At 73.5% G+C, this 23,426-nt stretch carries 20 protein-coding genes; 10 read left to right on the top strand and 10 right to left on the bottom strand.

Annotation, left to right across the window (positions count from 1 at the left end; all coding sequences use genetic code 11):
- Positions 1–49: 49 nt before the first annotated feature.
- Complete coding sequence (locus ACWCXH_RS13160; RefSeq protein ID WP_449801502.1) at positions 50–250, bottom strand: hypothetical protein; 201 nt, start codon at positions 248–250, stop codon at positions 50–52.
- 361 nt (positions 251–611) lie between these two features.
- Between ACWCXH_RS13160 and ACWCXH_RS13155 the strand changes: the two genes are divergently transcribed.
- The gene (locus ACWCXH_RS13155; RefSeq protein WP_449801501.1) at positions 612–1,283 is read left to right on the top strand and encodes a Tat pathway signal sequence domain protein; all 672 of its coding nucleotides are present in this window, start codon (positions 612–614) and stop codon (positions 1,281–1,283) included.
- A 69-nt stretch (positions 1,284–1,352) separates the two neighbouring features.
- Here ACWCXH_RS13155 and ACWCXH_RS13150 read toward each other — a convergent pair whose 3' ends face one another.
- The 4 genes from ACWCXH_RS13150 to ACWCXH_RS13135 form a co-directional block, all read right to left on the bottom strand.
- Positions 1,353–2,531: a trypsin-like serine protease gene (locus tag ACWCXH_RS13150; protein WP_449801500.1), complete on the bottom strand. Its 1,179-nt coding sequence runs from the start codon at positions 2,529–2,531 to the stop codon at positions 1,353–1,355.
- Between the two features lie 55 nt (positions 2,532–2,586).
- Positions 2,587–3,102, bottom strand: a complete 516-nt coding sequence (locus tag ACWCXH_RS13145; RefSeq protein WP_449801499.1) for a hypothetical protein — start codon at positions 3,100–3,102, stop codon at positions 2,587–2,589.
- Between the two features lie 59 nt (positions 3,103–3,161).
- Positions 3,162–3,545 (bottom strand): hypothetical protein, encoded by a 384-nt coding sequence (locus ACWCXH_RS13140; protein WP_449801498.1) that lies wholly within the window; start codon positions 3,543–3,545, stop codon positions 3,162–3,164.
- 88 nt (positions 3,546–3,633) lie between these two features.
- Complete coding sequence (locus ACWCXH_RS13135; protein WP_449801497.1) at positions 3,634–7,014, bottom strand: ALF repeat-containing protein; 3,381 nt, start codon at positions 7,012–7,014, stop codon at positions 3,634–3,636.
- Between the two features lie 328 nt (positions 7,015–7,342).
- On the opposite strand from ACWCXH_RS13135, the gene ACWCXH_RS13130 reads away from it, so the two are divergent.
- Together ACWCXH_RS13130 and ACWCXH_RS13125 are read left to right on the top strand one after the other, a co-directional pair.
- Positions 7,343–8,215 (top strand): AAA family ATPase, encoded by an 873-nt coding sequence (locus ACWCXH_RS13130; RefSeq protein WP_449801496.1) that lies wholly within the window; start codon positions 7,343–7,345, stop codon positions 8,213–8,215.
- On the top strand, positions 8,212–9,672 hold the full coding sequence (locus ACWCXH_RS13125) for a vWA domain-containing protein (protein WP_449801495.1): 1,461 nt from the start codon (positions 8,212–8,214) through the stop codon (positions 9,670–9,672). The genes ACWCXH_RS13130 and ACWCXH_RS13125 overlap by 4 nt, the downstream gene beginning before the upstream one ends.
- Here the strand turns inward: ACWCXH_RS13125 and ACWCXH_RS13120 are convergent.
- From ACWCXH_RS13120 to ACWCXH_RS13110, 3 genes are all read right to left on the bottom strand, one after another.
- A complete protein-coding gene (locus ACWCXH_RS13120) occupies positions 9,661–10,653 on the bottom strand; it encodes an alpha/beta fold hydrolase (RefSeq protein ID WP_449801494.1) in 993 nt (330 codons plus the stop codon). The genes ACWCXH_RS13125 and ACWCXH_RS13120 overlap by 12 nt on opposite strands.
- 140 nt (positions 10,654–10,793) lie before the next feature.
- Complete coding sequence (locus tag ACWCXH_RS13115; protein ID WP_449801493.1) at positions 10,794–14,282, bottom strand: S8 family peptidase; 3,489 nt, start codon at positions 14,280–14,282, stop codon at positions 10,794–10,796.
- Between the two features lie 436 nt (positions 14,283–14,718).
- Entirely contained in the window at positions 14,719–15,573 is an 855-nt protein-coding gene (locus tag ACWCXH_RS13110; RefSeq protein WP_449801492.1) for a siderophore-interacting protein, read from the bottom strand.
- Positions 15,574–15,662: 89 nt separating this feature from the next.
- On the opposite strand from ACWCXH_RS13110, the gene ACWCXH_RS13105 reads away from it, so the two are divergent.
- On the top strand, positions 15,663–16,439 hold the full coding sequence (locus ACWCXH_RS13105; protein WP_449801491.1) for a TetR/AcrR family transcriptional regulator: 777 nt from the start codon (positions 15,663–15,665) through the stop codon (positions 16,437–16,439).
- Between the two features lie 32 nt (positions 16,440–16,471).
- On the opposite strand, the gene ACWCXH_RS13100 is transcribed toward ACWCXH_RS13105, so the two are convergent.
- Entirely contained in the window at positions 16,472–16,669 is a 198-nt protein-coding gene (locus tag ACWCXH_RS13100; RefSeq protein WP_449801490.1) for a hypothetical protein, read from the bottom strand.
- A 219-nt stretch (positions 16,670–16,888) separates the two neighbouring features.
- Between ACWCXH_RS13100 and ACWCXH_RS13095 the strand changes: the two genes are divergently transcribed.
- The 3 genes from ACWCXH_RS13095 (at position 16,889) to ACWCXH_RS13085 (ending at position 19,326) form a co-directional block, all read left to right on the top strand.
- A complete protein-coding gene (locus ACWCXH_RS13095; protein ID WP_449801562.1) occupies positions 16,889–18,139 on the top strand; it encodes a D-alanyl-D-alanine carboxypeptidase family protein in 1,251 nt (416 codons plus the stop codon).
- Positions 18,140–18,372: 233 nt separating this feature from the next.
- Complete coding sequence (locus ACWCXH_RS13090) at positions 18,373–18,786, top strand: PPOX class F420-dependent oxidoreductase (protein ID WP_449801489.1); 414 nt, start codon at positions 18,373–18,375, stop codon at positions 18,784–18,786.
- 147 nt (positions 18,787–18,933) lie between these two features.
- Positions 18,934–19,326 carry an NTP pyrophosphohydrolase gene (locus ACWCXH_RS13085; RefSeq protein ID WP_449801488.1) on the top strand — a complete coding sequence of 131 codons (393 nt, stop codon included), beginning with the start codon at positions 18,934–18,936 and terminating at the stop codon, positions 19,324–19,326.
- A gap of 98 nt (positions 19,327–19,424) precedes the next feature.
- Here the strand turns inward: ACWCXH_RS13085 and ACWCXH_RS13080 are convergent, their stop codons facing one another.
- Positions 19,425–20,066 (bottom strand): hypothetical protein, encoded by a 642-nt coding sequence (locus tag ACWCXH_RS13080; protein ID WP_449801487.1) that lies wholly within the window; start codon positions 20,064–20,066, stop codon positions 19,425–19,427.
- Between the two features lie 234 nt (positions 20,067–20,300).
- Here ACWCXH_RS13080 and ACWCXH_RS13075 point away from each other — a divergent pair, with 234 nt between their 5' ends.
- The 3 genes from ACWCXH_RS13075 (at position 20,301) to ACWCXH_RS13065 (ending at position 23,363) form a co-directional block, all read left to right on the top strand.
- Positions 20,301–20,462, top strand: a complete 162-nt coding sequence (locus tag ACWCXH_RS13075; RefSeq protein ID WP_449801486.1) for a hypothetical protein — start codon at positions 20,301–20,303, stop codon at positions 20,460–20,462.
- Entirely contained in the window at positions 20,459–22,792 is a 2,334-nt protein-coding gene (locus ACWCXH_RS13070) for a heavy metal translocating P-type ATPase (protein WP_449801485.1), read from the top strand. The genes ACWCXH_RS13075 and ACWCXH_RS13070 overlap by 4 nt, the downstream gene beginning before the upstream one ends.
- A gap of 91 nt (positions 22,793–22,883) precedes the next feature.
- Positions 22,884–23,363, top strand: coding sequence for a copper chaperone PCu(A)C (locus tag ACWCXH_RS13065; RefSeq protein ID WP_449801484.1), 480 nt, complete (start codon positions 22,884–22,886; stop codon positions 23,361–23,363).
- Positions 23,364–23,426 lie beyond the last annotated feature (63 nt).

Genomic DNA, 23,426 nt, shown 5'->3' with positions numbered 1-23,426 from the left:
AAGGGATCTTCACCGAACAATCAACTCCATGAAACAGTTTGACCAAACGTCAAATGATCGACTCCACAATGGAATTCATGATTCCGGGCACTTCGGCGAAGAGCGCCCGGAACCTCTTCGGGAGTTGTTCGCGATCCCGCCTCCCCGCCGGGCCGATCGCCTCGATCTCGATCACGCCATCGTCGCGAACGCCGGCATGCCCGCCAGTAGCCGGAGCATCACGCGCCCCCTGGACGGCGTTCCACTCCATCCCCAACTCCCGTTCTCTGTCTTGACATTGATGCAACACCGGGTTTACAACACTGGCAGGTTTCCAACCGGTGGGCGACCAGCCACCGGAGAACCCGCCAGGGCCCACCGGCGCCGACTGCGCCACCCGGGCCCGGGACCACGGCGGACGCACGCACGGCGGTGGCAGCCGCCGGCCTGCGCCCCATCGCACCGCGCACCTCCGCACCCCTCCGCCGCAGGGCGGGCCCGTGGCGCCGGGCCCGCCCCGGCGCGGCCCGCTGGGAGCCGCACCCGCCGTGCCCCGCACCTCCCCCGCCGTGCACGCCGCCACACCCGCACGCGGGCAACCCCCACCCGACTCCGTACGGAGAGGCACCCACATGCGCATCCGCCGCACCCTCGGGACGGCCGCCCTCGCCGCCCTCGCCTTCGCCGCCACCGCCGTCGCCCCCGCCCAGGCCGATGCCACCGCGGTGCTCACCACCGGCAGCCTCGGCGGCCCGGCGGCAGCCGTCGGCGACGTGCTCAACGCCAGTCTCGCCCCCGGCACCACCGCCAACTTCTACGACAGCGCCACGAGCACGAACGGGATCAGCTGCACCAGCTCCTCGTTCTCCTCGACGGTCACCGCCAACCCGGCCGCCCCCGGCAACGCCGTCGAGTCCCTCAACACCCAGACCTTCGACGGCTGCAGCTCCAGCGTCCTCGGTGTCACCGGCGTGCAGAGCATCAGCGTCGACAACCTCGCCTACACCAACACCGTCGGCGACGGCGCCGGCAGCCCGGTCACCCTCGCCCCCGGCGCGGCCGGCCCGATGCAGACCACCGTGGTGCTCAACACCATCCTCGGCAGCGTCACCTGCGTCTACCAGCAGGCGACCAGCATCTCCGGCACCACGTCCAACAGCGACACCAGCATCTCCTTCGCCGCCCAGCCGTTCAACCTCTCCTCCGGCTCGGGCCTGTGCTTCCAGACCGGCTACTTCACCGCCTCCTACGGCCCGGTCACCGACACCTCGGTCGCGGGCAGCCCGGCGATCTACGTGAACTGACCGAGCACGCACGCGAAGCGGCGCCCGGCAACCGAAGTCGCCGGACGCCGCCTTGGCGATGACGGAACGTCAGATCGTCCAGACCTGGTCCGAGTACTCAGGGATGCAGTCGAACTGGGTCAGCTTCTGGCCGGCTGCCGCCTCCGGCGACCAGCCGATCATGCACTTGTTGCTCTTGACGTTGCGCAGCTGGTAACCGCCCTTCACGGGCTCCAGCTTCCACACCTGGTCGGCGTACTGCGGGTCGCAGAAGATCTGGACCACCTCGGCGCCGTTGTTCGGCGTCTGCCACGGCACGTAGGCGCACTTGTTGGACTTGACGTTGCGCAGCTGGTAGCCGCCGTCCACCTTCTGGAGGTCCCAGATCTGGTCCACGTACTGGCGGTCGCAGCCGACCTGGACCAGGTTGGCCATGTCCTGCGGGGTCTGCCACGGCACGTAGGCACACAGGCCGCTGTAGTTGTTCTTCAGAGAGGCCGTGTGCAGGCGGGTGTCGAACACCCAGCTCGCCAGGTCGTCCACCCGGGTCTCCACCGCGCCGGTGCGGGTCTCCGCGCCCGAGCCGAGGCAACCACCCTGCCAGGAGAGGCTGTTGACGCCCGCCAGCTCGACCCCGCCGCCCGCCGTGGCGCGCAGCGCCGGGCCGCCGGTGTCACCCTTGCAGATCGCGTCCTTGCCGGCCGTCTTGCCGGTGATCGCGACGGTGGTGGCGGTCGAGGACTGCACGGTGAACGAGGCGCTGTGCAGAGTGCTGGGCACCCACTCGTCCCGCGTGCGGCCGTAGCCGGCCACGGTCAGCGTCTCGCCGGCGGCCGGCGCGGCGCCCACGGCGACGGTGGGGATGCCCTGGGCGGGAGCGGCGAGCTTCGCCAGCACCAGGTCACGGTCGGCGCGCGGCACCAGCTGCGTCACCTCGGACGAGAACCCGGTGCTGGTCGTCAGGTCGGTGCGCCCGACCGTCGCGACCGTCTTCAGCTTCGGCGCACCGGCCTGCAGCGCCAGCGGCTGCGCCGGGTCGTCGGCGAAACAGCTGCTCGCCGTCAGCACCCAGTACGGGTCCACCAGCGACCCGGTGCACGAGCGCTGGCCGTCGCCTATGTTCAGCTTGGTGGTGAAGGCGTACGTGCCGTTCGGCACGGTGTCGCCGACCACGGCGTTGGCCGTACCTGCACTCACCAGGCTGCCGACGACGGCGGCCGAGGCGAGCATCCCCGTCATCCACGCGGCGCGGGGACGTGAGCGAAACACGATGGAACTCCTCGTTGGGAAAGTGAACTGTGCGTCGATGTGCTCGGCCGGAGCCCTACTTGACGAGGGCGGTGGTGATCTCCAGCGTGGTGAACGGACGCTGCTGCGGGTCGGTGGTCTCGCCCACGCCGGTCCACGTGCCCGGCTTCAGGTCCTGGATCTTGGTCGCGTCGCCGTTGACCAGGGTGATGCGCGCCGAGTAGTTGGCCGGGGTGCTGACGCCCACGGTCGACGGAAGTTCCAGGGTCAGCCGGCCGCTCGCCCCCGTGGTGGTGAAGCAGAACCGTCCGATGTTGATCGTGCGAGCGTCGATCTCCAGCATGCCGGGCGAGCAGGTCGCGGCGAGGATGATGTTGCCGTCGCCGGTCTTCAGCTTGATGCCGCGGTCCTTGAAGATCTGGTCCGCGCCCGGGTAGGCGAAGTCCTCCACGGCCGGCGGTGGCGGGGTGTCGGCCGACGCCACCGGGGCGACGGCGGCACCGCCGTCGGCCGCGACGGCCCCCACGATGCCGGACACGGCGACCGCGCCGACGATGGTGCCGATGACGGCGGACCTGGCGATGGAACGCATGGGTAAACCCCCTGTTGAAAAAGTGAATTGATACGGATTGAAAAAAGTTGGATGCGGCTTCAGATGATCCAGAACGCCGCGATGCAGAACACGACGAGGGAGAGGAGGACCTGCGCCATCATGGCGACCGACCAGGTGGCGTCCTCCGGCTCGCCCTTGCGCTTCGCCTCCATCAACCGCCGCGCCAGCTCCTTGCGGTGGCCGATCATGCCCGCCGTGAAGGCCAACATGACCGACGTGTAGAACACGGTCACGGTGGCAGGGTCCTTGTGCCCCACGCGGTAGTACGCGTACGCGGTGATCGCCCCGACGACGGGAGCCAAGGCGGTCCTGATCCGGTGGTCACGGGTGGGCATCCCCGGCACCGCGACCGCCCAGAACACGCCCGCCGCCAGAACGGCGATCCACAGCCACGACGCGACGCTCAGCCCCAGCGGAGTCACCGCACACCCCCTCGTTCGGGCTGCGGGACCCGCGCCTTGCGCGGGCCCCGCAGCTTTGTGCCATCAGGTTCGTTCGATCACCGACAGGCTAGTCGTCGTCCCCGAACAGGCTGACGAAGGACGAGACGATGTTGTGCCCGGCGTTCGACAACTTCTCGCCGACCGACTCGACCACCTTCACGCCGGCCTTGGCCATTTCCGCTCGGCCCCACGCCATCACGCCGGACACTCCGGCTCCGATGCCCGAGAGTGCCGTGGTCGCCGCGGAGAAGACGAACTCGTGGCTGGAGAAGCCGTAGCCGATCCCCTTGTAGAGGCTTCCGAAGACACCCGCGCCCAGGGAGATCACCGTGAGGCCGGCAGCGATGGGCTGTCCGCCCGGAATGACCGCCGCGACGCCCGCCGCGATTCCGGTCCAGGTGCTCACGTTGCCCAGGAAGTCGCCGTAGTCGCGGAACAACTGCTTGTCGTCCTTCGGCGGCTGTCCCGGCGTCGGCTTGCTCACCACCGGGACGGTCACCGAGTCGTTGGCCGGCTGGTTCACCGGGTCGACGTGGTTGGCGGCGTTGGCCTGGGCCTGGGCTGCGGCCGCGGCCGCGGCCGCGGCCTGCTCCTGCTCGCGCTTCTGAGCGGCGATCCCGTTGGCGTCGCTCGCGGCCTGGGCGGCCGCGCTCGCGTCCTTGCCCGCGGCGCTCGCGCTGGCGGCGGCCGCGGCGGCCGAGGCCTTCGCGCTCGACGCCGAGTTCACGGCCTGGCTCGCGGAGGCCGTGGCCTGGGTGGCGGAGTAGTTGGCCTGGCGGTTGGCGCTCTGGGCGGTGGCCGCCGCACTCCTGGCCTTCTGCGCCGAGGCGGCGGCAGCGGCGGCGGACGCGTCCGCGGCGGTGGACTTGGCCTTGGCGTCGTCCGCGTACCCCTTCGCCTGCTGGGCCGAATTCTGCGCCTGGTTCGCCCAGTTCGCCGCGTCCGCCGCGGCACCGCGGGCGTTCGCCGCGATCTGGTAGGCGAGCTGGGCGCTCTGGCTCGCGGTGACCGCGTCCTTCGCCGCGTTGGAGATCATCGCCAGCACCGAGGACACGTGCGCGTCGGTGTCGGCGTCCTTCTGGGCCGCCTTGAACTGCGTCTTCGTGACGAAGTCGTGCTGCATCCAGGACGGTCCGGCCAGCGCCACCGCGCCCGCCGCCTGCACGTTCGGCCCGCCGTTCGTCACGATCCCGATGGCGGCGACCCGGTCGTCCTCGGCGAGCGCCTTGGCGTAACCGCTGGACAGGAACGCGGCCATGACCGGCACGCTGCCGTCACTCAGGGCCGCGCCGCCGTCCCGCTGGAGGGCCTTGCCGCCGCCGGTGATCAGCCGGAGGATCTGCATCCGCATGTCGTCGGACTGGGCCTGGAGCGCGCCGCCGCTGAGGAAGGCCTCGACCGCCTTGGGGTCGGTGCTCTCCAGCGACTTCTGGGCGGCGCTCGCGAGGGTCGCGTTGCCGACCTTCGAGACGGCGACGATCTTCTCGCGGTCGTCCATCCGCATGCTGCGCTGGTAGTCCGTCTTCGCCCAGCTCACCACGGCCTCGTCCGGCCCGGCGAGGGCGGCCTGGGCCGAGGCGCGGGTCCAGGCGCCGGTGGACTTCAGCAGGTTGACCGCCGCCGCGCGGCCGGCCTTCGCCGCCGACTTGGTGTCGGCGCCGGGGGCCGCGGCCTGCTTGACGAGGTCCTTGGTCGCGCTGTCCTGCGAAGCGGCCTCGGTCTGCTGCTGGTCGAAGCGGACCTGGCTGGCCTGCTCGTCCTTGAGGAGCAGGTCGGCCTGGGTGACGCCGAGCTGCTTGTCCGCCTCCAGCTTCGCGGCCTCGGCGTCACGGGCGAGCTTCTCGATGTTCTGGGCCTGCGTCACCGCGTCGGACGCGGTCTTGGCGGCGGCTGCCGCGGCGTCCGCGTGCCGGCCCGCGATGTCCGCCCAGTTCTGGGCCTGACCCGCGGCGTTGGCGGCGTCGTCGGCCGCCTTGGCGGCCTTCTCCGCGTGGTCGGCGGCGGCGTTGGCCCGGACGTTGGCCTCGCTCGCGGCCGCGGCGGCCGAGGTGGCGAGGTTCTCGGCACGGGTGGCGGCGATCGTGGCCGCGTTGGCCGCGTTGCGCGCCGTGGTGGCCGCGTTGCGGGCCCGGGCGGCCTGGGTGGTGGCCAACCCGGCCGAGCTCGCCGCCTGGGCACTCGCCTCGGCGGCAGCGGCGGCGTTGTTCGCGGCACGGGCGGCGGCGGAGCCGGCCTGGCCGGCCTTGGTGCCGGCGTCGGCGGCGTCGAAGGCGGCCTTCGCTGCATCGCGCGCACCGGCGGCCGCGTCGCGCGCGCTCTGGGCGGCTTCGCGGGCGGCCTTGGCCTGGCTCGCGTCGCCGGCAGCGCCGGCGGCGGCGTTGTAGGCGCGGCTGGCGGCCTGGCCCGCCGCAGCGGCGGCGGACGCGGCCGAGCGGGCTGCGATGGCGGCCGTCTGCGCCGCCGACACCGCCGTGTTGGAGGCGTCGATCGCGGTCTTCGCGGCCTGCGCGGCGGCCTGGGCGGCTTGGGCGGCGTTGTTGGCGGCGGCGCCGGTCTTGTCCGCGTCGTCCTTGGCGGCGGCGGCCTCGGCGGCGGCCGTCTGCGCGGCCTCCTTGGCATGCGTGGCGGCGGATTCGGCCTGGTCGCCGGCCTCCTTGGCCGCGGCGGTCTCGGTCTGGGCCCGCTTGGTGGCGTCGCTCGCGGCCTGGGCGAGCTGCTTGACGGAGAGCGTCTCCTGGTCCCTGGCCTGGGCCAGGTACTGGCCGTTGCGCAGGAACTCGCGGATGTCGGCGGGGGTGCCGTTGAGCACCCGGTTGGCCTGCTTGGTGAACTCCGCGCCGGTGTAGACGCTCATCAGCCGCAGGACGGCGACACGGTCGTCGTCCTCCTGCGCCTTGAACCGGCCACTGGTCAGGAAGTCGTCCATGGCCTGGGCCGAGCCGTCGTCGAGCGCCTTGCCACCGGCCGTCCGGACGCCGGTGTCGGCGCCGGTGATGATGGACAGGATCGCCACTCGGCGGTCGTCCATCATCGGGTTCTGCCAGCCGCTGGTCACGAACGCGTGGACGTCGGCGTCCGAGCCGCTCAGCGCCTTCGACGCGGCGTCACGCACGCCCTTGCCCGTGTTGCTCAGCATCGAGATGACGGCGAACCGCTCGTCCGATGCCTGCGCGCGGGCGCGCGTGCTGGTCAGGAAGGTCGTGATGTCGGCGTCCGAGCCGCGCAGCGCCTTCTCCGCCTCGTCGCGGACGGCGAGGCCGCCGCCCGTCCAGGCGTCGACCACCTGTGAGCGGTATTCGGTCGGCAGCGGCGCCGGGCCCGCGTCGGACGGGAGTGCCGAGGCCACCGTCGTCCCCATGACGGTCGCGGCCAGCACCATCGTCGCGGCCGACAGGATCCGGGCGCGTATGCGGCCGGGCGGTCCAGCGCGCATTGGCGAGTTACCCATTTTCCCCCTCTTCCCCTTGTCCCCTGGTCCGTCAGAAACGGCTGTCACCAGGGCCGTTGCCCCGATGCCCGGAGGAAGCCTAGTGCCGAAAACGCCGAAAAGAAGGGGCGGAAGGAGTTCGTCTTGATCGCATGCCAACTGGCTGATTTTCGACGTGATTCGGCTGGCGGTGACATAAGTACGCAATAGATCCAGCCAAGTGATGGCAAAGTACCGATTCGCCCGCCTCGCCCGGTTCGTACACCTCCCCACGCGACCCCGCGACAGCGAAGTGACCGGCCGGTAGGGTGCTGGCGGACGGTCGGCGCGAGCGGAGGCGGAGCGGGCAATGAACGGCGACGGAACGGGTTTCTTCACGTCGGTGGCGGACGCCGCAACGCAGTTGGCCGATGTCGGGTACCTCGCGTCCACGGCGGTGGCGACGACGGTGTTCCTCGCCGACCGGCTCGGCAAACCGCTGCTCGTCGAGGGGCCGGCCGGGGTCGGGAAGACGGAACTGGCGAAGGCGGTGGCCGAAATCGGTCGTGCCCGACTGGTTCGGCTGCAGTGTTATGAAGGCATCGACGAGGCCCGCGCCCTCTACGAGTGGAACCACGCCAAGCAGTTGCTGCGGATCACCGCCGGGCGCGACGAGGGCTGGGACGAGGCGCGCACCGACATCTTCGGCGAGGAGTTCCTGCTCACCCGTCCCCTGCTGACCGCGATCCGCGGTGACGAGCCGACGGTGCTGCTGATCGACGAGATGGACAAGGCCGACGTCGAGGTCGAGGCGCTGCTGCTGGAGGTGCTCAGCGACTTCCAGGTGACGGTGCCCGAGCTCGGCACCATCACGGCGAGCCGCCGGCCCTTCGTGCTGCTCACCTCCAACGCCACCCGCGAGCTGTCGGAGGCGCTGCGCCGGCGCTGCCTCTTCCTCCACCTCGACTACCCGGACGCCGAGTTGGAGCGCCGGATCGTCCGCTCGAAGGTGCCGGGTCTGGACGAGACGCTCGCCGCGTCGCTCGTGCGGGTGGCCGGGGCGCTGCGCGCGATGGAGCTGCGCAAGCCGCCGTCGGTCGCGGAGACGATCGACTGGGCGCGCACGCTGCTCGCGCTCGGCGCGGACACGCTGGACGAGACGGTGGTCCGGGACACCCTCGGGGTGATCCTCAAGCACCAGGACGACGTCCGGAAGGCCGCCCAGAAGCTCACCCTCGCATGAGCCCGGCGAGCCCGGTCGGCCCGGCGAGCCCGGCGAGCCCGGTCGGCCCGGCGAGCCCGGGGGACACCGCCGCCCGGCTCACCGGCCTGGTGCGCGCCCTGCGCGGGCACGGCCTGCGGATCGGCCCGGCCGAGACGGTGGACGCGGCGGCCGTGCTCGACGTCCTCGGCTTCGCCGACCGCGAGCAGATGCGGGCCGGGCTGGCCGCCGCGCTGCTGCGCTCGGACGGCCAACGGGCCGTCTTCGACGCCACGTTCGACCTGTTCTTCCCGCTCGGCGTCGGCGCCCCGGAGGCCGCACGCCACGTCGAACCGCAGGACGACGCACCGCGTTTCGGCCGCCCCGACCCCGTCCGCGACGAGCTGCGCGAGCGCATCGCCGCCGCGCTCGCCGCCGACGACCGGGCCGCCCTCGCCGCGCTGGCGGGCGAGGCGATCGAGGCCTTCGGCCGCTACGGCACCGGCTCCGCCCCCGGCTCGGACGGCTGGTCGGCCCACCAGGCGCTCGGCCGGCTCTCCCCGGAGACGCTGCTCGCCCGCGTCCTCGCCGCCCTGCGCGAGCGGAACAGCACCCAGGACCTCTCCGACGTCGTCCTCGCCGACGAGATCCGCCGCCGCATCCAGGACTTCCGCGCCCTCGTCGCCGGCGAGGCCCGCCGCCGCGTCGCCGAGCTGCGCGGCGCCGAGCGGATCGCCGAGCGCGCCGTCGCCCCCACCGCCGACCGGATCGACTTCCTCGCCGCCGGCCGCGACCAGCTCGCCGAACTCCGGCGCACCGTCCACCCGTTGGCCCGCAAGCTGGCCACCCGCCTGGCCGCCCGGCGCCGCCGCGCCGCGCGCGGGCAGATCGACCTGCGCCGCACGCTGCGCCGCTCGCTGACCACCGGCGGGGTGCCGCTGCGCCCGGCGTACCGGCTGCGCCGCCCGGCCCGGCCCGAGCTGGTGCTGCTGTGCGACGTGTCCGGCTCGGTGGCCGGGTTCGCCGACTTCACCATGCTGCTGGTCCAGGCGATGAGCGAACAGTTCAGCAAGGTCCGGGTGTTCGCGTTCGTCAACCGCACCGCCGAGGTGACCGGCCTGCTGGCGCGCGGCGACGCCGACCCGGCCCGGCTGGCCGCGCGCATCCTCACCGACGCCAAGGTCATGGGCCACCACGGCAACAGCGACTACGGCTCCGCGCTGGGCGAGTTCGCCGAGCGGCACCTGGACGCGGTCGGCCCGCGCACCTGCGTGCTGGTCCTCGGCGACGCCCGCAACAACCACCGCGACCCGAACCTGGACGCGCTGCGCCGGATCGCCGGCCGGGCGCGGCGGGTCCACTGGCTCAACCCCGAGCAGCCCGCGCTCTGGCCGACCGGCGACTCCGCAGCGCTCGCCTACGCGGGCGTCGTGGACATGCACTCCTGCCGCAACGCCCGCCGGCTGGCCGAACTGATCACCCGCCTGCTACCGGTCTGACGGACCGTCCGCCGTGCCGTCCAGGTGCCCGAGGAAGTCCAGCAGGGCCGCCGTGACCTCTTCCGGCCGCTCCTGCTGCGTCCAGTGGCCGGTCTCCGGCAGCCGGACGTGCCGGTACAGGCGGGGCGTGAAGGTGTCCAGGAGGAGCGTCAGCACGTCCGGCGGGACCATCGCGTTGACGAGGTCCTGCTCGCCGACCACGAACAGCGCGGGCGCCTCGACCGGACGGCCGGCGAACGCCGCCATCAGCTCGTTGTTCAGGTCGATGTTGCGGTACCAGTTGAGCCCGCCGGTGAACGCCCGCTCCCCGTGGGTCGCGTAGTCGGCCGCGAAGGCCTCGATGTCCGCCTCGGTGAGCCAGGCCGGCAGCCGCTCCGGCTCCGGGACGTTGTCGAGCAGCTTCTGGCCCTCGGGGACGACCCACACGCGCGGCTCGCCGCCGGGGTGGGTGCTGCCGAGGATCCGGCGGAAGGTGGACGCCGGGTCGGCGGCGAGCTCGGCGTCGGCGCGGCCGGGCTCCTGGAAGTAGTTCTGGTAGAAGCCGTCGCCGAAGCGCTCGCGCGTCTCCCGCAGCGGGCGCGGACCGCTCGGCAGCGGTGGCACGCTGAGCCCGGCGACGCCGCGCACGAGGTCGGGCCGCAGCGCCGCCGTGGCCCACGCGACCGGCGCGCCCCAGTCGTGGCCGACCACCACGGCCTGCTCGGCGCCGAGCGCGCCGATCAGCGCCGTCACGTCGCCCACGAGGTGCAGCAGGGTGTAGGCGTCCACGCGCTCGGGCTGCTCACTGCGCGCGAAGCCGCGCTGGTCGGGAGCGACCACCCGGTAGCCGGCCGCCGCCAGCGGCGCGAACTGGTGCCGCCAGGAGTACCAGCTCTCCGGAAAACCGTGCAGCAGCAGCACCAGCGGGCCCTCGCCCTGTTCGGCGAGGTGCAGCCGCACGCCGTTCACCTCGACGTGGCTGTGCTTGATCGCGTCGCTCAACTCCCGCTCCCTGTGTGGGTGTCCGATACGGCCGTCGGACCGGACCCTGCCCAGCGGTACGGCCCGGAAACGCGGCCCGGAAACGCGGCCGAGGCCGTCCCGGAGATCCGGGACGGCCTCGGCGCGTGGTGCGCGGTGGGTCAGTTCACCGTGTAGCTGTACGGCAGGGCCGCCAGCACCGCACCGGTGGTGCTCACGCTGTTGTTGGCGGTGGCCACACCGGTCGGGCCGGAAACCAGGTACAGGACACCGTGGACGGTGCTGCCCTTGGGGCCGGTCGGGGTGAGGGTCACCTGCAGCGAGCCGGTGGCGCCGGGGGCGACGGTCACCGGGGTGGCGGCCGGGGCCGTGGCGTTGACCGCGGCGGCGTAGAAGTCACCGGTGCTGGAGGTCAGCGCCGGGTCGAACGCCTGGGTGTGCGCGGTCGCGGTGATGGTGGCGGAGCCGGCCGGCGCGCCCTTGTCGCTGAACGGGCCGATCTGCTGGAGGAAGGTGCCCCACAGGCCGGGAACGACCGGCTGGGCGGCGGTGCCGTTGTCCGTCACGACCGAGATGGTCGAGCCGTTCTGGGCCTTCTTCAGGTCGCCGAACAGGTCCGGCGAGGCGGTGGTGGCGCTGAGCTCCAGCTGGGCCGGGGTCGTGGACGCGGCCACGCCCTTGAGCTGGTCGGTGCCCGGCGGAACCAGGAACGACGGGACCGAGGAGGTCAGCGACAGCGGCAGGGTGACGGACCCCGAGGCGCCCTGGGGGACCAGGTTCACGTCGGTGCGGCGGTCGAGACGACCGTCGGCCGCGATCTGCTGGGTCGCCACCGTGTTGTTGGTGTAGTTGACCTGGACGGTCACCGGCTTGCCGGCGGCCAGCTTGGTCTTCGCGTCGGTCGGCAGGCCGGCGGCCGTGGCGACGTTCTTGTTGAAGCCGATGGTGCCGGCGAAGTCCTGGCTGAGCTGCTGACCGCTGGTCGAGCCGATCACGTTCAGGACGAAGCGCCAGCGGCCCTCGGCCGGGTTGACCGTGGTGGCCGAGACGCCCGCGCCGGTGCCGGTCAGGTTGCCCTGGGCGTCGAGGAGCGCGTTGCCCTCGATGTCGACCGGGGTGCCGTTCGGGCTGATGAGCGCGCCCTGCATGAGCAGCTTCGAGTCCTTGACGGTGACGCCGACCCGCAGGTCCTTCTGGCCCTTCGGCACGTCGAACGCGTAGGAGAAGCTCTGCGTGGGCGAGCCGCTGCGGCCGTTGCCACCCGTGATGGTGCCGGCGAAGGAGCCGTTGCCGTTGGTGACCGGCACGAGGCTGCGCAGGATCACCGGGACGCTGGTGGTGGAGCCGTTGGAGCTGGAGACGGTGACCGCCTCGCTGGAGTCGCCGCTGGTGGCCGGGGTGGTGACCTGGACCTTGAGGGTCTTGGTGTCACCCGGCTCGATGTTCACGACGTTCGGGCTCACGGTGCCGGCCGGCTCCGCGCGCTGGAAGGTGGCGCCGAGCTGGACCGGGCCGGTGTAGCCGCCCTTGCCCTGCGGGGTGTAGACGATCGCGGTCCAGTCACCGGCGACCGGGTGCGGGACGTCCACCAGACCGTAGTTGGCCGGGGTGGCACCGCCCTGCGGGCGGGTGTTGGTCTCGAACCGGCCGTTTGGGTCGAGCAGCGTCATGCGGACGACCGGACCGTTGACGGTCGGGTTGGCCGCACCCTGCCAGGCGATCGACGCCGCGAGGCGGTCGGCGCCGGCCGGGACGGTGATCTTGACCTGCTTCTGCACCCACGGCGCGCCGTTGGTGGCGTACTTGAAGGTGTCGGTCGAGGCCGAGTCCAGCTGGACGGTCTGCTTGCTGTCGCCCAGCTGCGCGAAGCTGCGGGTCGCGGCGCTGACCGTCTGGGTGGTGTCGCTGGTGTTGGTGACGCTCACGTCGGCGGTGTGGGTCGAGCCCGGGGCGCCGGCGATGTCGAGCTGACCGGTGTTCACGACGACCTGGTTGCTGCCGGGCGTGCCGTCACCGTCGTCGTAGCCGCGGGCGGCCTCGACGGCGGCGCGGACGTTCAGCAGACCGGCGCCCTGCTCCTCGGCCGGGACGCCGAGGTCGCTGGCGGTGCCGGTGATGAACTTCTTCACCAGGGCCGGGGACGGCGAGTCGCCGCCGTGGGTGTCGCGGTAGGCCTGGATGACCAGGGCCGCGGCGCCGGTGACGAACGGCGCGGCCTGGCTGGTGCCACCGAAGGACTGGATGCCCTGGCCGGTGCCGCCGAAGCCCTTGCAGTCGGTGAACTTGGTGAGGTCGGGCGAGCACAGGGCCCAGTCCGACTCGCCCGGGGCGACCAGGTCGACCGAGCGGCCGGCCTGGGTGAAGCCACCCGAGGACAGCGCGGAGATGCGGTTGTTGCTCCAGGTCTTGTTGGAGAACTGGGCGGCCGCGTAACCGGTCTGCTGGTAGTTCTGGTTGTCCGTCGAGGCACCGACCGCGATGACGTTCGGGTCGGTGGCCGGGGAGCCGACGGTGCCGCTGAGACCGGCGTCGCCGGAGGAGACGGAGACCGTGACACCGGCCTTGACGGCCTCGTCGTTGAAGAGCGAGATGGTGTCGTGGGCGCTGGAGTCCGGGGTGGGGTTGCCACCGAAGGACTCGTTCAGCACGTCGACGTGCTGAACCCGCACGGCGTAGTCGATCGCCTGCAGGATCGCCGAGTTGGACATCATCTCGCCGCCCGCCTTGAGGGCGACCAGGTCCGCGTCCGGGGCGATGCCGCGCACGCGGATGTTGCAGCCGGCCGCGAGCGGGTGCGCGGCCTGGTTGACGAACTTCGAGACGTCGTAGACCTGGCGGCCCTGGGCGATGACCGCCGAGGCGTCGCCGAAGGCCTCCGCGCCACCGGTCGGCGCGGCCCAGCCGTCGCCGGAGAAGTCCTGGTAGTCGACGACGGCGTGCGAGCCGTCGGCCCGGATGAAGTCCGGGTTGTTCGGGTCGAGGCCGTCCGCGATGTAGGCGACCTTGACGCCCTTGCCGGTGGCCAGGTCGGCCGCGCCGGCCTGGCCGTTGCCGGTGGCCACGCGGGTCGAGTAGAGACCCTCGGGCTCCAGCAGCGGCTTGCTCGGGTCGGAGGGGCAGACCGTGTTGGTCGCGTTCTCCTCGGGTGCCTGGCTGCCGTTGCTGCCCGAAACGGCCTCCGGGGCCGCGGCGCTCTTCGGCGCCTGGGCGGCGTCCGCGGCAGCCTTCGCCTTGGCGGCGACCGCGGGGGTGACGGCGACCTGGGTGTCCGCCACCACGGAGGCGACGGCCGGGTCGGCCTGGAGCTGGGCCTTCAGGGCGGGGCTGACCGTGGCCGAGAAGGCGTTGCCGAGCACGAAGCTCTTGACGTTGGTGCCACCGTTGGCCTTGACCTTGTCCAGAAGCGGAGCCTGCGCGTGCTCGGTCTTCTGCTGACGGTCGCCCAGGTGGCCGTGGTCGGCCGGGGCGTCCGCTATCTGGTCCTTGAGGATCACGATCACCGGCACCGGGGCCCCGTCCGCCGACGCCGCAGGGGCGTTGGTGGCGTCGGGGACCGGAGCGCCGAACGCCGTGGTCCCGAAACCGAGGACCATGGACGCGGCGGTGACCGTGACGGCGGCTGCTAGCTGGGATTTCCGCCAGCCGATCAATGGACATCCTTTCGTCTGATGAGACGTCAGGTTGCACGGTCCAGCGTACGCGGATCCCGATCGGTCGCGTGGTTGCTCCGGACCGCGCGTCCCGACAGCGGACGCATTCCAGCGCATCGGGCACGACCACGACAAGAGGGGATTTCCCCATCAGGAAGTAAAAATGACCATCAGAAAGTAAAATGCGGGGCGGAAATCCGGCCATCGCAGCCCTTCACCCCGCCCCGACCTGCGAAGCAGTGACCGATCAGCCCTGTTCACCCCACTGGCGAACTTTGGACACTGGCGAACAATCGCCACCTGGCGCCGGTTGAAAACGGGCCGCGCTGCCGACCGCCTGTGCCTCTTCCCCGTCAGCACCACGCCAAACCGGGCCGGTTGGGGCCAGGGGTGTTCGCGGCCGAACCCTCGGACAAACGCCCCCGACCTCATCGAATCAGGACATCATGAACTTTTCCTGAGCGTCCGCCAGGTCCTCCGCCGTCGGCGCGTCGTCCTGGGTGAGCCGGTAACGCCAGTAACCAGAGAAATCGACAAATGTCTTTGGTACCCCGCGCTCCTCCACCAGGTGCCGGCGCAGCGCCCGGACGGCGCCCGCCTCGCCGGCCAGCCACGCGAACGGGGTGCCCGCGGGCAGCTCCGCGCCCCGGACCGCATCGGTCAGCGGGCGGCCCGGGCGGGCGTCGCCGCGGTACAGCCAGCGGACGGTCAGGTCGGCGGGGCCGTCCAGCGGTTGCCGCTCGGCCTCGTCCGCGACCTCGACGAACGCGAGCGCCGCGACCCCGCGCGGCAGGGCCCCGACCAGCGTCGCGATCGCGGGCAGGGCGGACTCGTCGCCGGCGAACAGGACCCAGTCGGCCGCGACCGCGGCCTCGGCGAGCGGGACCGGTCGGGCGTACAGCTCGGACGGGCCGACCATGCCGAGCCGGTCCCCGGGCGTGGCGCGGAGCGCCCACGCGGACGCGGGCCCGGTGCCCCCGTGCAGGACGAAGTCGATCTCGATCCGCCGGGTGCCGGGCACGCGGCGGCGGACGGTGAAACTGCGCATCAGCGGACGCTCCGCCTCGGGGATGGCCAGGTAGGCCTGGTACCAGCCCATGGGGTCGTCGCTGTGGGCGGGGAGTCGGGGCTCGGCCTGGCCGGGGCGGGGGAAGCAGAGCTTCACCTGCTGGTCCGGCGCGCCGCCCACGGTGTCCGCGAGGGCATCGGCCTCGAATGTGACCCGGGCGGTGCGCGGCGTGATCCGGCGGACGTCGGCGACCTCGACGAGGGTGACGGGCAGTGTCGACACGGAAGCCCTCCCAGCCTTGCGGCTTGATAACCTTACGGCATAAAGAGTTGCTGTGGCGAGGTCACCTTACACCATAAGGAGTTGCCGGAATGGTCGTGTACGCCGGGCAGGGCGACGCCCACCGCTCCCTGTCCCTGCTGTGGCGCGCCCCCGGCGCCGAGCCCGCCCCGCGCGCCGGACGCAGCGGCCCCAAGCCGGGCCTGAGCGTGGACGCGATCGTGTCGGCCGGAATCGCCGTGGCCGATTCCGACGGCATGGCCGCGCTCTCGATGCGCGCCGTCGGCGAACGACTCGGCCGCACCGCGATGGCCCTCTACACGTACGTGCCCGGAAAGGCCGAGCTGCTCGACCTGATGCACGACCGGGCGCTCGCCGAAATGCCGCCGGAACTCGGCGGGTTCACGCAATGGCGGGCAGCCGTCACCGCCTGGGCCGAGGCGCTGCGCGCCTGTTACCTGCGCCACCCCTGGGTGCTCCAGGTCTCGCAGGCCCGCCCCGTCCTCGGTCCGGCCGAACTCGCCGCCATGGAGGCCCTGCTGCGCGCTCTGCAGCCGGCTGGACTGCCGCCAGGGCGGCTGCGCGGGGCCGTCGGCGCGCTGTGGCAGTACGTCCGCGGGATGGCCGGCGTGGCCGCCGAGGCCCGCGACGCCGCCGCCGCGACCGGCGTCGCCGACGAGGACTGGTGGACCGCCCGCTCGGCCCAACTCACCGAGCTTGCCCCCGACTTCGCGCAACGCTTCCCGCTCCTGACCGCCCTGGAGAGCGGCAGCGACCCCGACCCGGCGGCACGCGACCGCGAGGGCTTCCGCAGCGGCCTCGCCGTCCTCCTCGACGGCATCGCGGCGTCCGCCGCCGCGTCCTGCTGACTGCTGAGTGCTGACTGCTGACCGTTTCCCGCTCAGCCCCGTCGCGCCGCCGGGATCGCCAGCACCACGCCCAGCAGCGTCAGCGCCGCGTACCCGACCGCCTCGTGCCCGGCCGGGACGAGGAAGCGGACGAAGCCGAACAGCCGAAAGCCCCCGAGGTGGTCGGAGAGCAGGCCGGACGCGCCGCCGAGGATCAGGACGAAGCCGAGATAGCCGAGCAGGGTCTTCATACCGCGAGCCTAGGAATCCGGCCGCCCCCGGTAATCCGACTTTCGGCGCGGCCTCGGCCCACCAAAAGTCGCGGCGGGCCGGATCCGGGCGGGCGCGCGGCAGGCGGATCGGGGCGACCGGATCCGGGCCTGGACGGCGGCTCGGATCCGGCGGCACCGGACGGAGCAGCAGGCAGGGCGGGCCGGCGGCGTCGAAGGTACGTTCGACGTGTGCAACAGATATCGCCGCAGTTCGGCAGGCTGGCCGCGGCCTCCACCGTGTCCGTCCTCGTGCTCGTCGCGACCGCCCCGGTGGCGGCTGGGCAGGACTCCACCACCGTCGTCGGCGGTGAGCGGCTCGGCCGCCCCAACGTCCAGGTCGCCCCACTGGCCGGGGCTCCCCCGCTCCCCGTCGAAATCACCAGCCGCTCCTGGCTGATAGCCGACGCCGGCACCGGTGAGGTGCTCGCCGCCCGCGAGGCCCACCTGCCGCTGCCCCCGGCCAGCACCCTGAAGATGCTGTTCGCGGACACCGTCATGGCGAAGTTCGACCGCGCCACCGAGCACCAGGTGGCCCCGGCCGAGCTGGCCGAGCTCGGCGCCGGCAGCAGCCTCGTCGGTGTGAAGGAGAACCTGCCCTACCGCGTCGAGGACCTGTGGCGGGGCGTCTTCCTCCGCTCCGGCAACGACGCCGTCCACGTCCTCGCCCACATGAACGGCGGCATCGCGCAGACCGTCACCGAGATGCAGGCCCGAGCGAACGCCCTCCAGGCCCTCGACACCAAGGTGGTCTCCCCCGACGGGTACGACATGAAAGGGCAGGTCTCCTCCGCCTACGACCTCACCCTGTTCGCCCGCGCCGGGCTGCGCAACGCCGACTTCCGCTCCTACTGCTCGACCCGCACCGCCCGCTTCCCCGGCGCGCTGGACCCGCTCACCGGGCAGCGCACCAGCTACGAGATAACCAACACCGACCGGCTGCTCGGCAAGTACCCCGGCCTGATCGGCGTCAAGAACGGCAACACCACCAATGCGGGTGCCACCTTCACCGGCGCCGCCGAGCGCGGCGGCCGGACCCTCCTCGTGACGGTCATGCACCCCGAGGCCCAGGGCAAGGTGTACGACGAGGCGGCCAGCCTGCTCGACTGGGGCTTCGAGGCGGCCGGCAAGGTCCAGCCGGTCGGCCAACTCGTGGAGGACACCGCCGCGGTGGCCGCACCGGCCGCACCGGTCGATTCCGTGCCGTCGGCCGACCCGCGCCCGCGCGCCGCCCAGGACGGCGGCCGCGGCTTCGGACCCGCCGCCCTGGCGGCCACCGCCCTCGGCGCGGCGCTCGCCCTGTGGGCCGTCGGCCGCACGGTGGCGCGCCGCCTGAGCCTCGTACTGGCCGCCGCCCACGCATCCGTCCCCGGCGGCTCGACCGGAACCGGCCGGCGCGGGCTGGCCCGCCGCGCCCGCTCCCTCGTCCAGGGCGCCCGCTCCCGCCGCTGAACCGGCCGGTCGCCGCGGACCTCCGGCCGGTCGACTCGGACCGGCCCCGAAGGCCGGGCTCGCGAGCCGCGACGAACTGCCGGTGCTGCCCCCGGCGTTGATCGTCGGCGGCGCGCTGGTGATCCTCCTGCCGACGTTGCCGTACGGCCTCCGCCGCGCCCCGGCCCGGTTCCGGTGACCGCCGGGCGGCGGCTGACCAGCGCCGTTCCGTCCGGCGTCCTAGACTTCCGGCCATGACCACCCCCGAACCCGCCTCGCCGGAACGGCTCGAAAAGATCGTCCGTCTCTCGGCCGGGAGCTACCTGCTCGTCACCACCTACAAGAGGGACGGCACCGCCGTGCCGACCCCGGTCTGGGTGGTCCGGGACGGAGACGCGCTCGGCGTCTGGACCGTCACGGACTCCTGGAAGGTCAAGCGGATCCGCAACCGCGCGGACGTCCTCGTCGGCCCCTGCGACGTCAAGGGCCGCCCCACCGGCGAGCAGTACCCCGCCACCGCCGAGATCCTCGGCCCCGAGCGGACCGCCGCCTACCGCACCCTGCTTCGACAGAAGTACGGCCTGCTCGGTGTGCTCACCCTCCTCGGCAGCCGGGTGCGGCGCGGCAACAGCGGCACGGTCGGGATCCGGATCACGCTCACCGACTAGGCTCGAACGACACCCCGGGCCCGCCGAAGCCTTCCGACCGTCGCGGACTTGCCGCACTCCCCTCCCCCTCGCCGCACACCCGCCCCACTATCCCTCCCCGAGCCGGCCCCGGCCCCGCCCCCTCCGGCCGTGGCAGGCTTGCCGCTCATGGGAGAGAACACACTGCCGCTGCTGGTCGTGGACGGCGCGAACGTCGTCGGGTCGGTGCCCGACGGGTGGTGGCGGGACCGGCGCGGGGCCGCCGAGCGGCTGCGCGATGCGCTGGTCGCCGTCGCCGAGCGGGGGTTGCCGGGGCGGGACGGGCCGCTGGACGTGGTGCTGGTGGTCGAGGGCGCGGCGCGCGGTGCGGCGGAGGTGCCCGGGGTCCGGGTGGTCGCCGCCACCGGGAGCGGCGACGACCTGATCGTCGAGGTCGTCCGGGCGGCCAAGGCCGAACAGCCGGACCGGGACTGCCTGGTCGTCACCGCCGACCGCGAGCTGCGGACCCGGGTCGGCGCACTCGGCGCCGACGTCACCGGGCCGCGGTCCGTACGACCCTGAGACCGGTCGGGACCATCCCGTGACCGCCCGCACGCCCGGGGGCCGCCGGGCACCCCACCACCCGGCAGCCCCCATAGGGCCGCCGTTCGCGCGGCCGGTCAGTACCGGACGGCCTTCACCACCACCGGCAGCAGCCGCTGTTCCGTGTGGCTGCTGAACGCGACGGGGGACGCCTGCTCGCCGCGCGGGACGTCCTCGGCGCCCACGACGGTGCTTTCGACCGTCATGCCGTTGGTGTCGGTGAAGTCGACCTGGACGGCGTAGGAGGCGGTGTCCAGGCCGTCGTTCCGGATGGTCACCACGACGGCCGGCAGGCCGCCGGTGTCCGCGAGCGGGACGCCGGTGATCGTGACGGAGCCGGGGGCGTTGCCCCCGTCGGGGACCTGGGCCAGGGCGGAGACGGCCTTGTCGTGGGCCATCGCCTGCCGGGCGGAGACCGAGGCGGCGAAGGACGCCGCCGCCGCGGCCGACGACGCGGCGGCCGCGGGGCCGGGGGACGGCGAGCCGGTCGGCGAGGGCGAGGCGGCAGCGGACTCGGCGGCCGAGGCGGACTCGGTGGGCGACGGGCCCGGGGTGCGGACGATCGACGCGTTGGTCGACGAGCTGCTGCACGCCGCCGCCAGGACGCCCCCGGCGGCCAGCATCGCGGTCAGGGCGACCACGCGGGGTGCCGTCCGCCGGCGGGGGCTCGGGTGGGTGTGGAGTTCGCGCACGGGAGGTTGCCTCTTCTCGCTCGGCATGTCCTGCACCCCATGCTTCGGGGCGCGGCGGCGGGACGGCGAGACCTGCACGCCCGTTCGAGTGGAGGGGACCTCTGGGCTACTCCCACGGCCAGTCGGCCGCCGCCCCCTGCTCCAGCAGCGGGATCAGCTCGAACGCGGCGTCGCCGAGGCCACCGAAGGTGTACCGGGAACCACTCCGGTTCGCCGTCCGACTGCTGGGGGGTGAGTGCGAAGTCGCCGGGTGTCCGGCCGTTGAGTGTGCTGGCGGGGTTCGCCCTGCTGCTGGTGGTGGTGTTCGTGGTGGCGTACGCCGTGGGCCGTCAGGCGGGGCCGGTGTCGCCGGGGCTGACGCCCGGGGTCGGGGGCGGGGGCTCGCCCGGCACGTCCGGGCACGACATGGGAGGGATGCGGTGAGCCCGGTCGCGGGGGCCGACGCCGGGCCGCTGGTGAGCACCGACCTGGCGGTCGGCGGGATGACCTGCGCGGCGTGCGTGGGCCGGGTGGAGAAGCGGCTGGCGAAGATCGACGGGGTGTCGGCCGGGGTGAACCTGGCGACCGGCCGGGCGCGGGTGCTGCACCCGGCGGGTGTCGCCGTCGAGGAGCTCGTGGCGGCCGTCGAACGGGCGGGCTACACCGCCGAGCCGGTGCCCTCCGGGTCGGCCGTCGGCCCGGCGGAGGAGGATCCGGACGCTCGGTGGCGGCTGCTCGTGACGGCGCTGGCGGCCGTCCCGGTCCTGGTGCTGTCGATGGTGCCCTCGCTGCAGTTCGCCGCCTGGCAGTGGGTGTGCTTCGCGCTGGCCGTGCCGGTGGTGACGTGGGGTTCGGCGGGCTTCCACCGGCGCGCGTGGCAGGGGCTGCGGCACGCGGCGGCGACGATGGACACGCTGGTGAGCCTCGGTGTGCTGGCGTCCTTCGGCTGGTCGGCGTACGCGCTGCTGTTCGGCGGGGCCGGGGAGGTCGGCATGCGGATGCCGTTCTCGCTGACGGCCGACGGCGGCGGCGCGGCGCACGTGTACCTGGAGGCGGCCGTCGGCGTGCCGCTGTTCGTGCTGGCCGGGCGGCTGCTGGAGGGCCGGGTGCGGCGGCGCAGCGGTTCGGCGCAGCGGGCGCTGGCCGAGCTGGGCGCGAAGGAGGTGTGCGTCCGGGAGGCGAGGAGCGGCGAGGAGCGGCTGATGCCGATCGAACTGCTGCTGCCCGGGCAGGAGTTCGTGGTGCGGCCGGGCGAGCGGGTGGCCACCGACGGGGTGGTGGTCGAGGGCGGTTCGGCGCTCGACCTGAGCCTGCTGACCGGCGAGAGCGTGCCGGTGGAGGTCGGCCCCGGGGACAAGGTGGCGGGCGCGACGGTGAACGTCGGCGGCGCACTCGTGGTGCGGGCGACGGCGCTCGGCGCGGACACCCAACTCGCCCGGATCACCGCCCTGGTGGCGGACGCCCAGGCGGGCAAGGCGCGGGCGCAGCGGCTCGCGGACGCGGTGGCCGGCGTGTTCGTGCCGTGCGTGCTCGCGGTCGCGGTGAGCGTGCTGGGCTTCTGGCTGGGCGCGGGCGGGGCCCCGCAGGCGGCGGTGACGGCGGCGGTCGCGGTGCTGGTGGTGGCCTGTCCGTGCGCGCTGGGACTGGCGACGCCGACGGCACTGCTCGCGGCGACCGGGCGCGGCGCGGAGCTCGGGGTGCTGGTGCGCGGCCCGGAGGTGTTGGAGAGCCTGCGACGGATCGACACCGTGGTGCTGGACAAGACCGGGACGCTGACCACCGGGCGGATGGAGCTCGCGGCGATCACGGTGGCCGGGGAGGCGGCCGGGGAAGCGTCCGAGGGCTCGTCGGGCGGCTCGTCCGGGGGCTCGTCGGGAAACGAGGCGCTGCGGCTGGCCGGCGCGGTCGAGCACCGCTCGGAGCACCCGATCGGGCGGGCCGTCGCGGCGGCGGCCCGGGAGCGGTGCGGGGAGCTGCCTCCGGTGGGCGGCTTCCGGGCCACGGCCGGGGTCGGGGTGTCCGGGACGGTCGAGGGGCGGGAGGTGCGGGTGGTCCGTCCGGACATCGTCGATCTGCCGCCCGCACTCGCGGAGGCGGTGGCGGCGGCCGGGGCGGCGGGCCGCACGGCGGTGGTCGTGGAGCTGGACGGACGGGCGGAGGCCGTCCTCGCCGTCGGCGACACGCTGCGCTCGGGCAGCTGGCGAGCAGTGCACCGGCTGCGCGGGATGGGCCTGGAGACCGTCCTGCTCACCGGGGACGGCCCGGGCGCGGCCAGGGCGGTGGCGGACGAGCTCGGCATCGGGCAGGTGCACGCCTCGGCCTCGCCGGAACGCAAGGCCGAGGTGGTGGCCGAGCTGAAGGCCGCCGGGCGGACGACGGCGGTGGTCGGCGACGGCGTCAACGACGCGGTGGCGCTGGCCTCGGCGGACCTCGGCGTCGCCCTGGCCTCGGGCAGCGACGCCGCGATCGGCGCGGCCGGGCTCACGCTGGTGCGGGGCGACATCGAGGTGGTGGTGGATGCCGTCCGGCTGGCCCGGCGCACGCTCGGCACGATCCGGGCGAACCTGCTGTGGGCGTTCGGCTACAACGTCGTGCTCATCCCGCTGGCGGCCGTCGGTCTGCTGAACCCGATGCTGGCGGCGGTCGCGATGTCACTCAGCTCACTGCTCGTGGTGGGCAACAGCCTGCGGCTGCGCACGTGGCAGCCGGGGCGCGGCAACGCAGGGCACGGCACCGCGGGACGTGGCAACGCCCGGCAGGGGGCTCGGCGATGAAGGCGGCGGAGCGGCCGGGGGCAGGCGGCCCGGCAGCGGTGGACGTAACGGGCAACAGCCTGCGGCTGCGCCCCGGGAAGGGGGCTCGGCGATGATCGAGCGGTTGAAGGCGGTCGGCCCGCCGGTGGGTGCTGCGGCGCTGGCGCTCGTGCTGCTGAGCGGGTGGACGGCGGTCGGCGGGGCCGGGCGGCCGCGGCCGGTCGAGGCGGCCGGGCCGGGGTGGGTGCTGCTGCCGGCGGCGGGGGCGGCGCCGGCCACGACCGCGTTCTTCACGATCCGCAACCCCGGTGACGTACCGGAGGAACTGACCGGCGCCCGCTGGGAGTTCGGCGGTCCGGTCACGCTGAAGCGGCACCTGCACCGGGGCGCCGCCGGGCGGTGGGAGCCGGTGGCGGCGCTGCCGGTGCCGGGGCGCGGAGAGCTGGTGATGTCGCCGGAGGACTCCGACCTGATGATCGCCGCCCCGCCGCCGCTGAGGGTGGGCCAGTGGGTGGAATTCACGCTCACGTTCCGGCACCGTCCGGAGCTCCGGGTGAAGGCCGAGGTGCGGCCGCCGGGTTCACGGCCGTGACCACGAGGGCGGCGGGCCCGTGTTCGGCGCCCGCCGCCCTCTACCGTCCCCGTGCGCATCACC

The organism is Kitasatospora sp. NPDC001660, assembly GCF_053596725.1.
The sequence above is the reverse complement of the archived record's forward strand: the minus strand, read 5'-3'. Positions and strand labels throughout refer to the sequence as shown.

Bases quoted from the DNA above. Each gene is read 5' to 3' on its own strand.
- ACWCXH_RS13160 (WP_449801502.1), bottom strand. From the start codon at position 250: ATGGAGTGGAACGCCGTCCAGGGGGCGCGTGATGCTCCGGCTACTGGC.
- ACWCXH_RS13155 (WP_449801501.1), top strand. From the start codon at position 612: ATGCGCATCCGCCGCACCCTCGGGACGGCCGCCCTCGCCGCCCTCGCC.
- ACWCXH_RS13145 (WP_449801499.1), bottom strand. From the start codon at position 3,102: ATGCGTTCCATCGCCAGGTCCGCCGTCATCGGCACCATCGTCGGCGCG.
- ACWCXH_RS13135 (WP_449801497.1), bottom strand. From the start codon at position 7,014: ATGGGTAACTCGCCAATGCGCGCTGGACCGCCCGGCCGCATACGCGCC.
- ACWCXH_RS13130 (WP_449801496.1), top strand. From the start codon at position 7,343: ATGAACGGCGACGGAACGGGTTTCTTCACGTCGGTGGCGGACGCCGCA.
- ACWCXH_RS13125 (WP_449801495.1), top strand. From the start codon at position 8,212: ATGAGCCCGGCGAGCCCGGTCGGCCCGGCGAGCCCGGCGAGCCCGGTC.
- ACWCXH_RS13105 (WP_449801491.1), top strand. From the start codon at position 15,663: ATGGTCGTGTACGCCGGGCAGGGCGACGCCCACCGCTCCCTGTCCCTG.
- ACWCXH_RS13100 (WP_449801490.1), bottom strand. From the start codon at position 16,669: ATGAAGACCCTGCTCGGCTATCTCGGCTTCGTCCTGATCCTCGGCGGC.
- ACWCXH_RS13090 (WP_449801489.1), top strand. From the start codon at position 18,373: ATGACCACCCCCGAACCCGCCTCGCCGGAACGGCTCGAAAAGATCGTC.
- ACWCXH_RS13085 (WP_449801488.1), top strand. From the start codon at position 18,934: ATGGGAGAGAACACACTGCCGCTGCTGGTCGTGGACGGCGCGAACGTC.
- ACWCXH_RS13080 (WP_449801487.1), bottom strand. From the start codon at position 20,066: ATGCCGAGCGAGAAGAGGCAACCTCCCGTGCGCGAACTCCACACCCAC.
- ACWCXH_RS13065 (WP_449801484.1), top strand. From the start codon at position 22,884: ATGATCGAGCGGTTGAAGGCGGTCGGCCCGCCGGTGGGTGCTGCGGCG.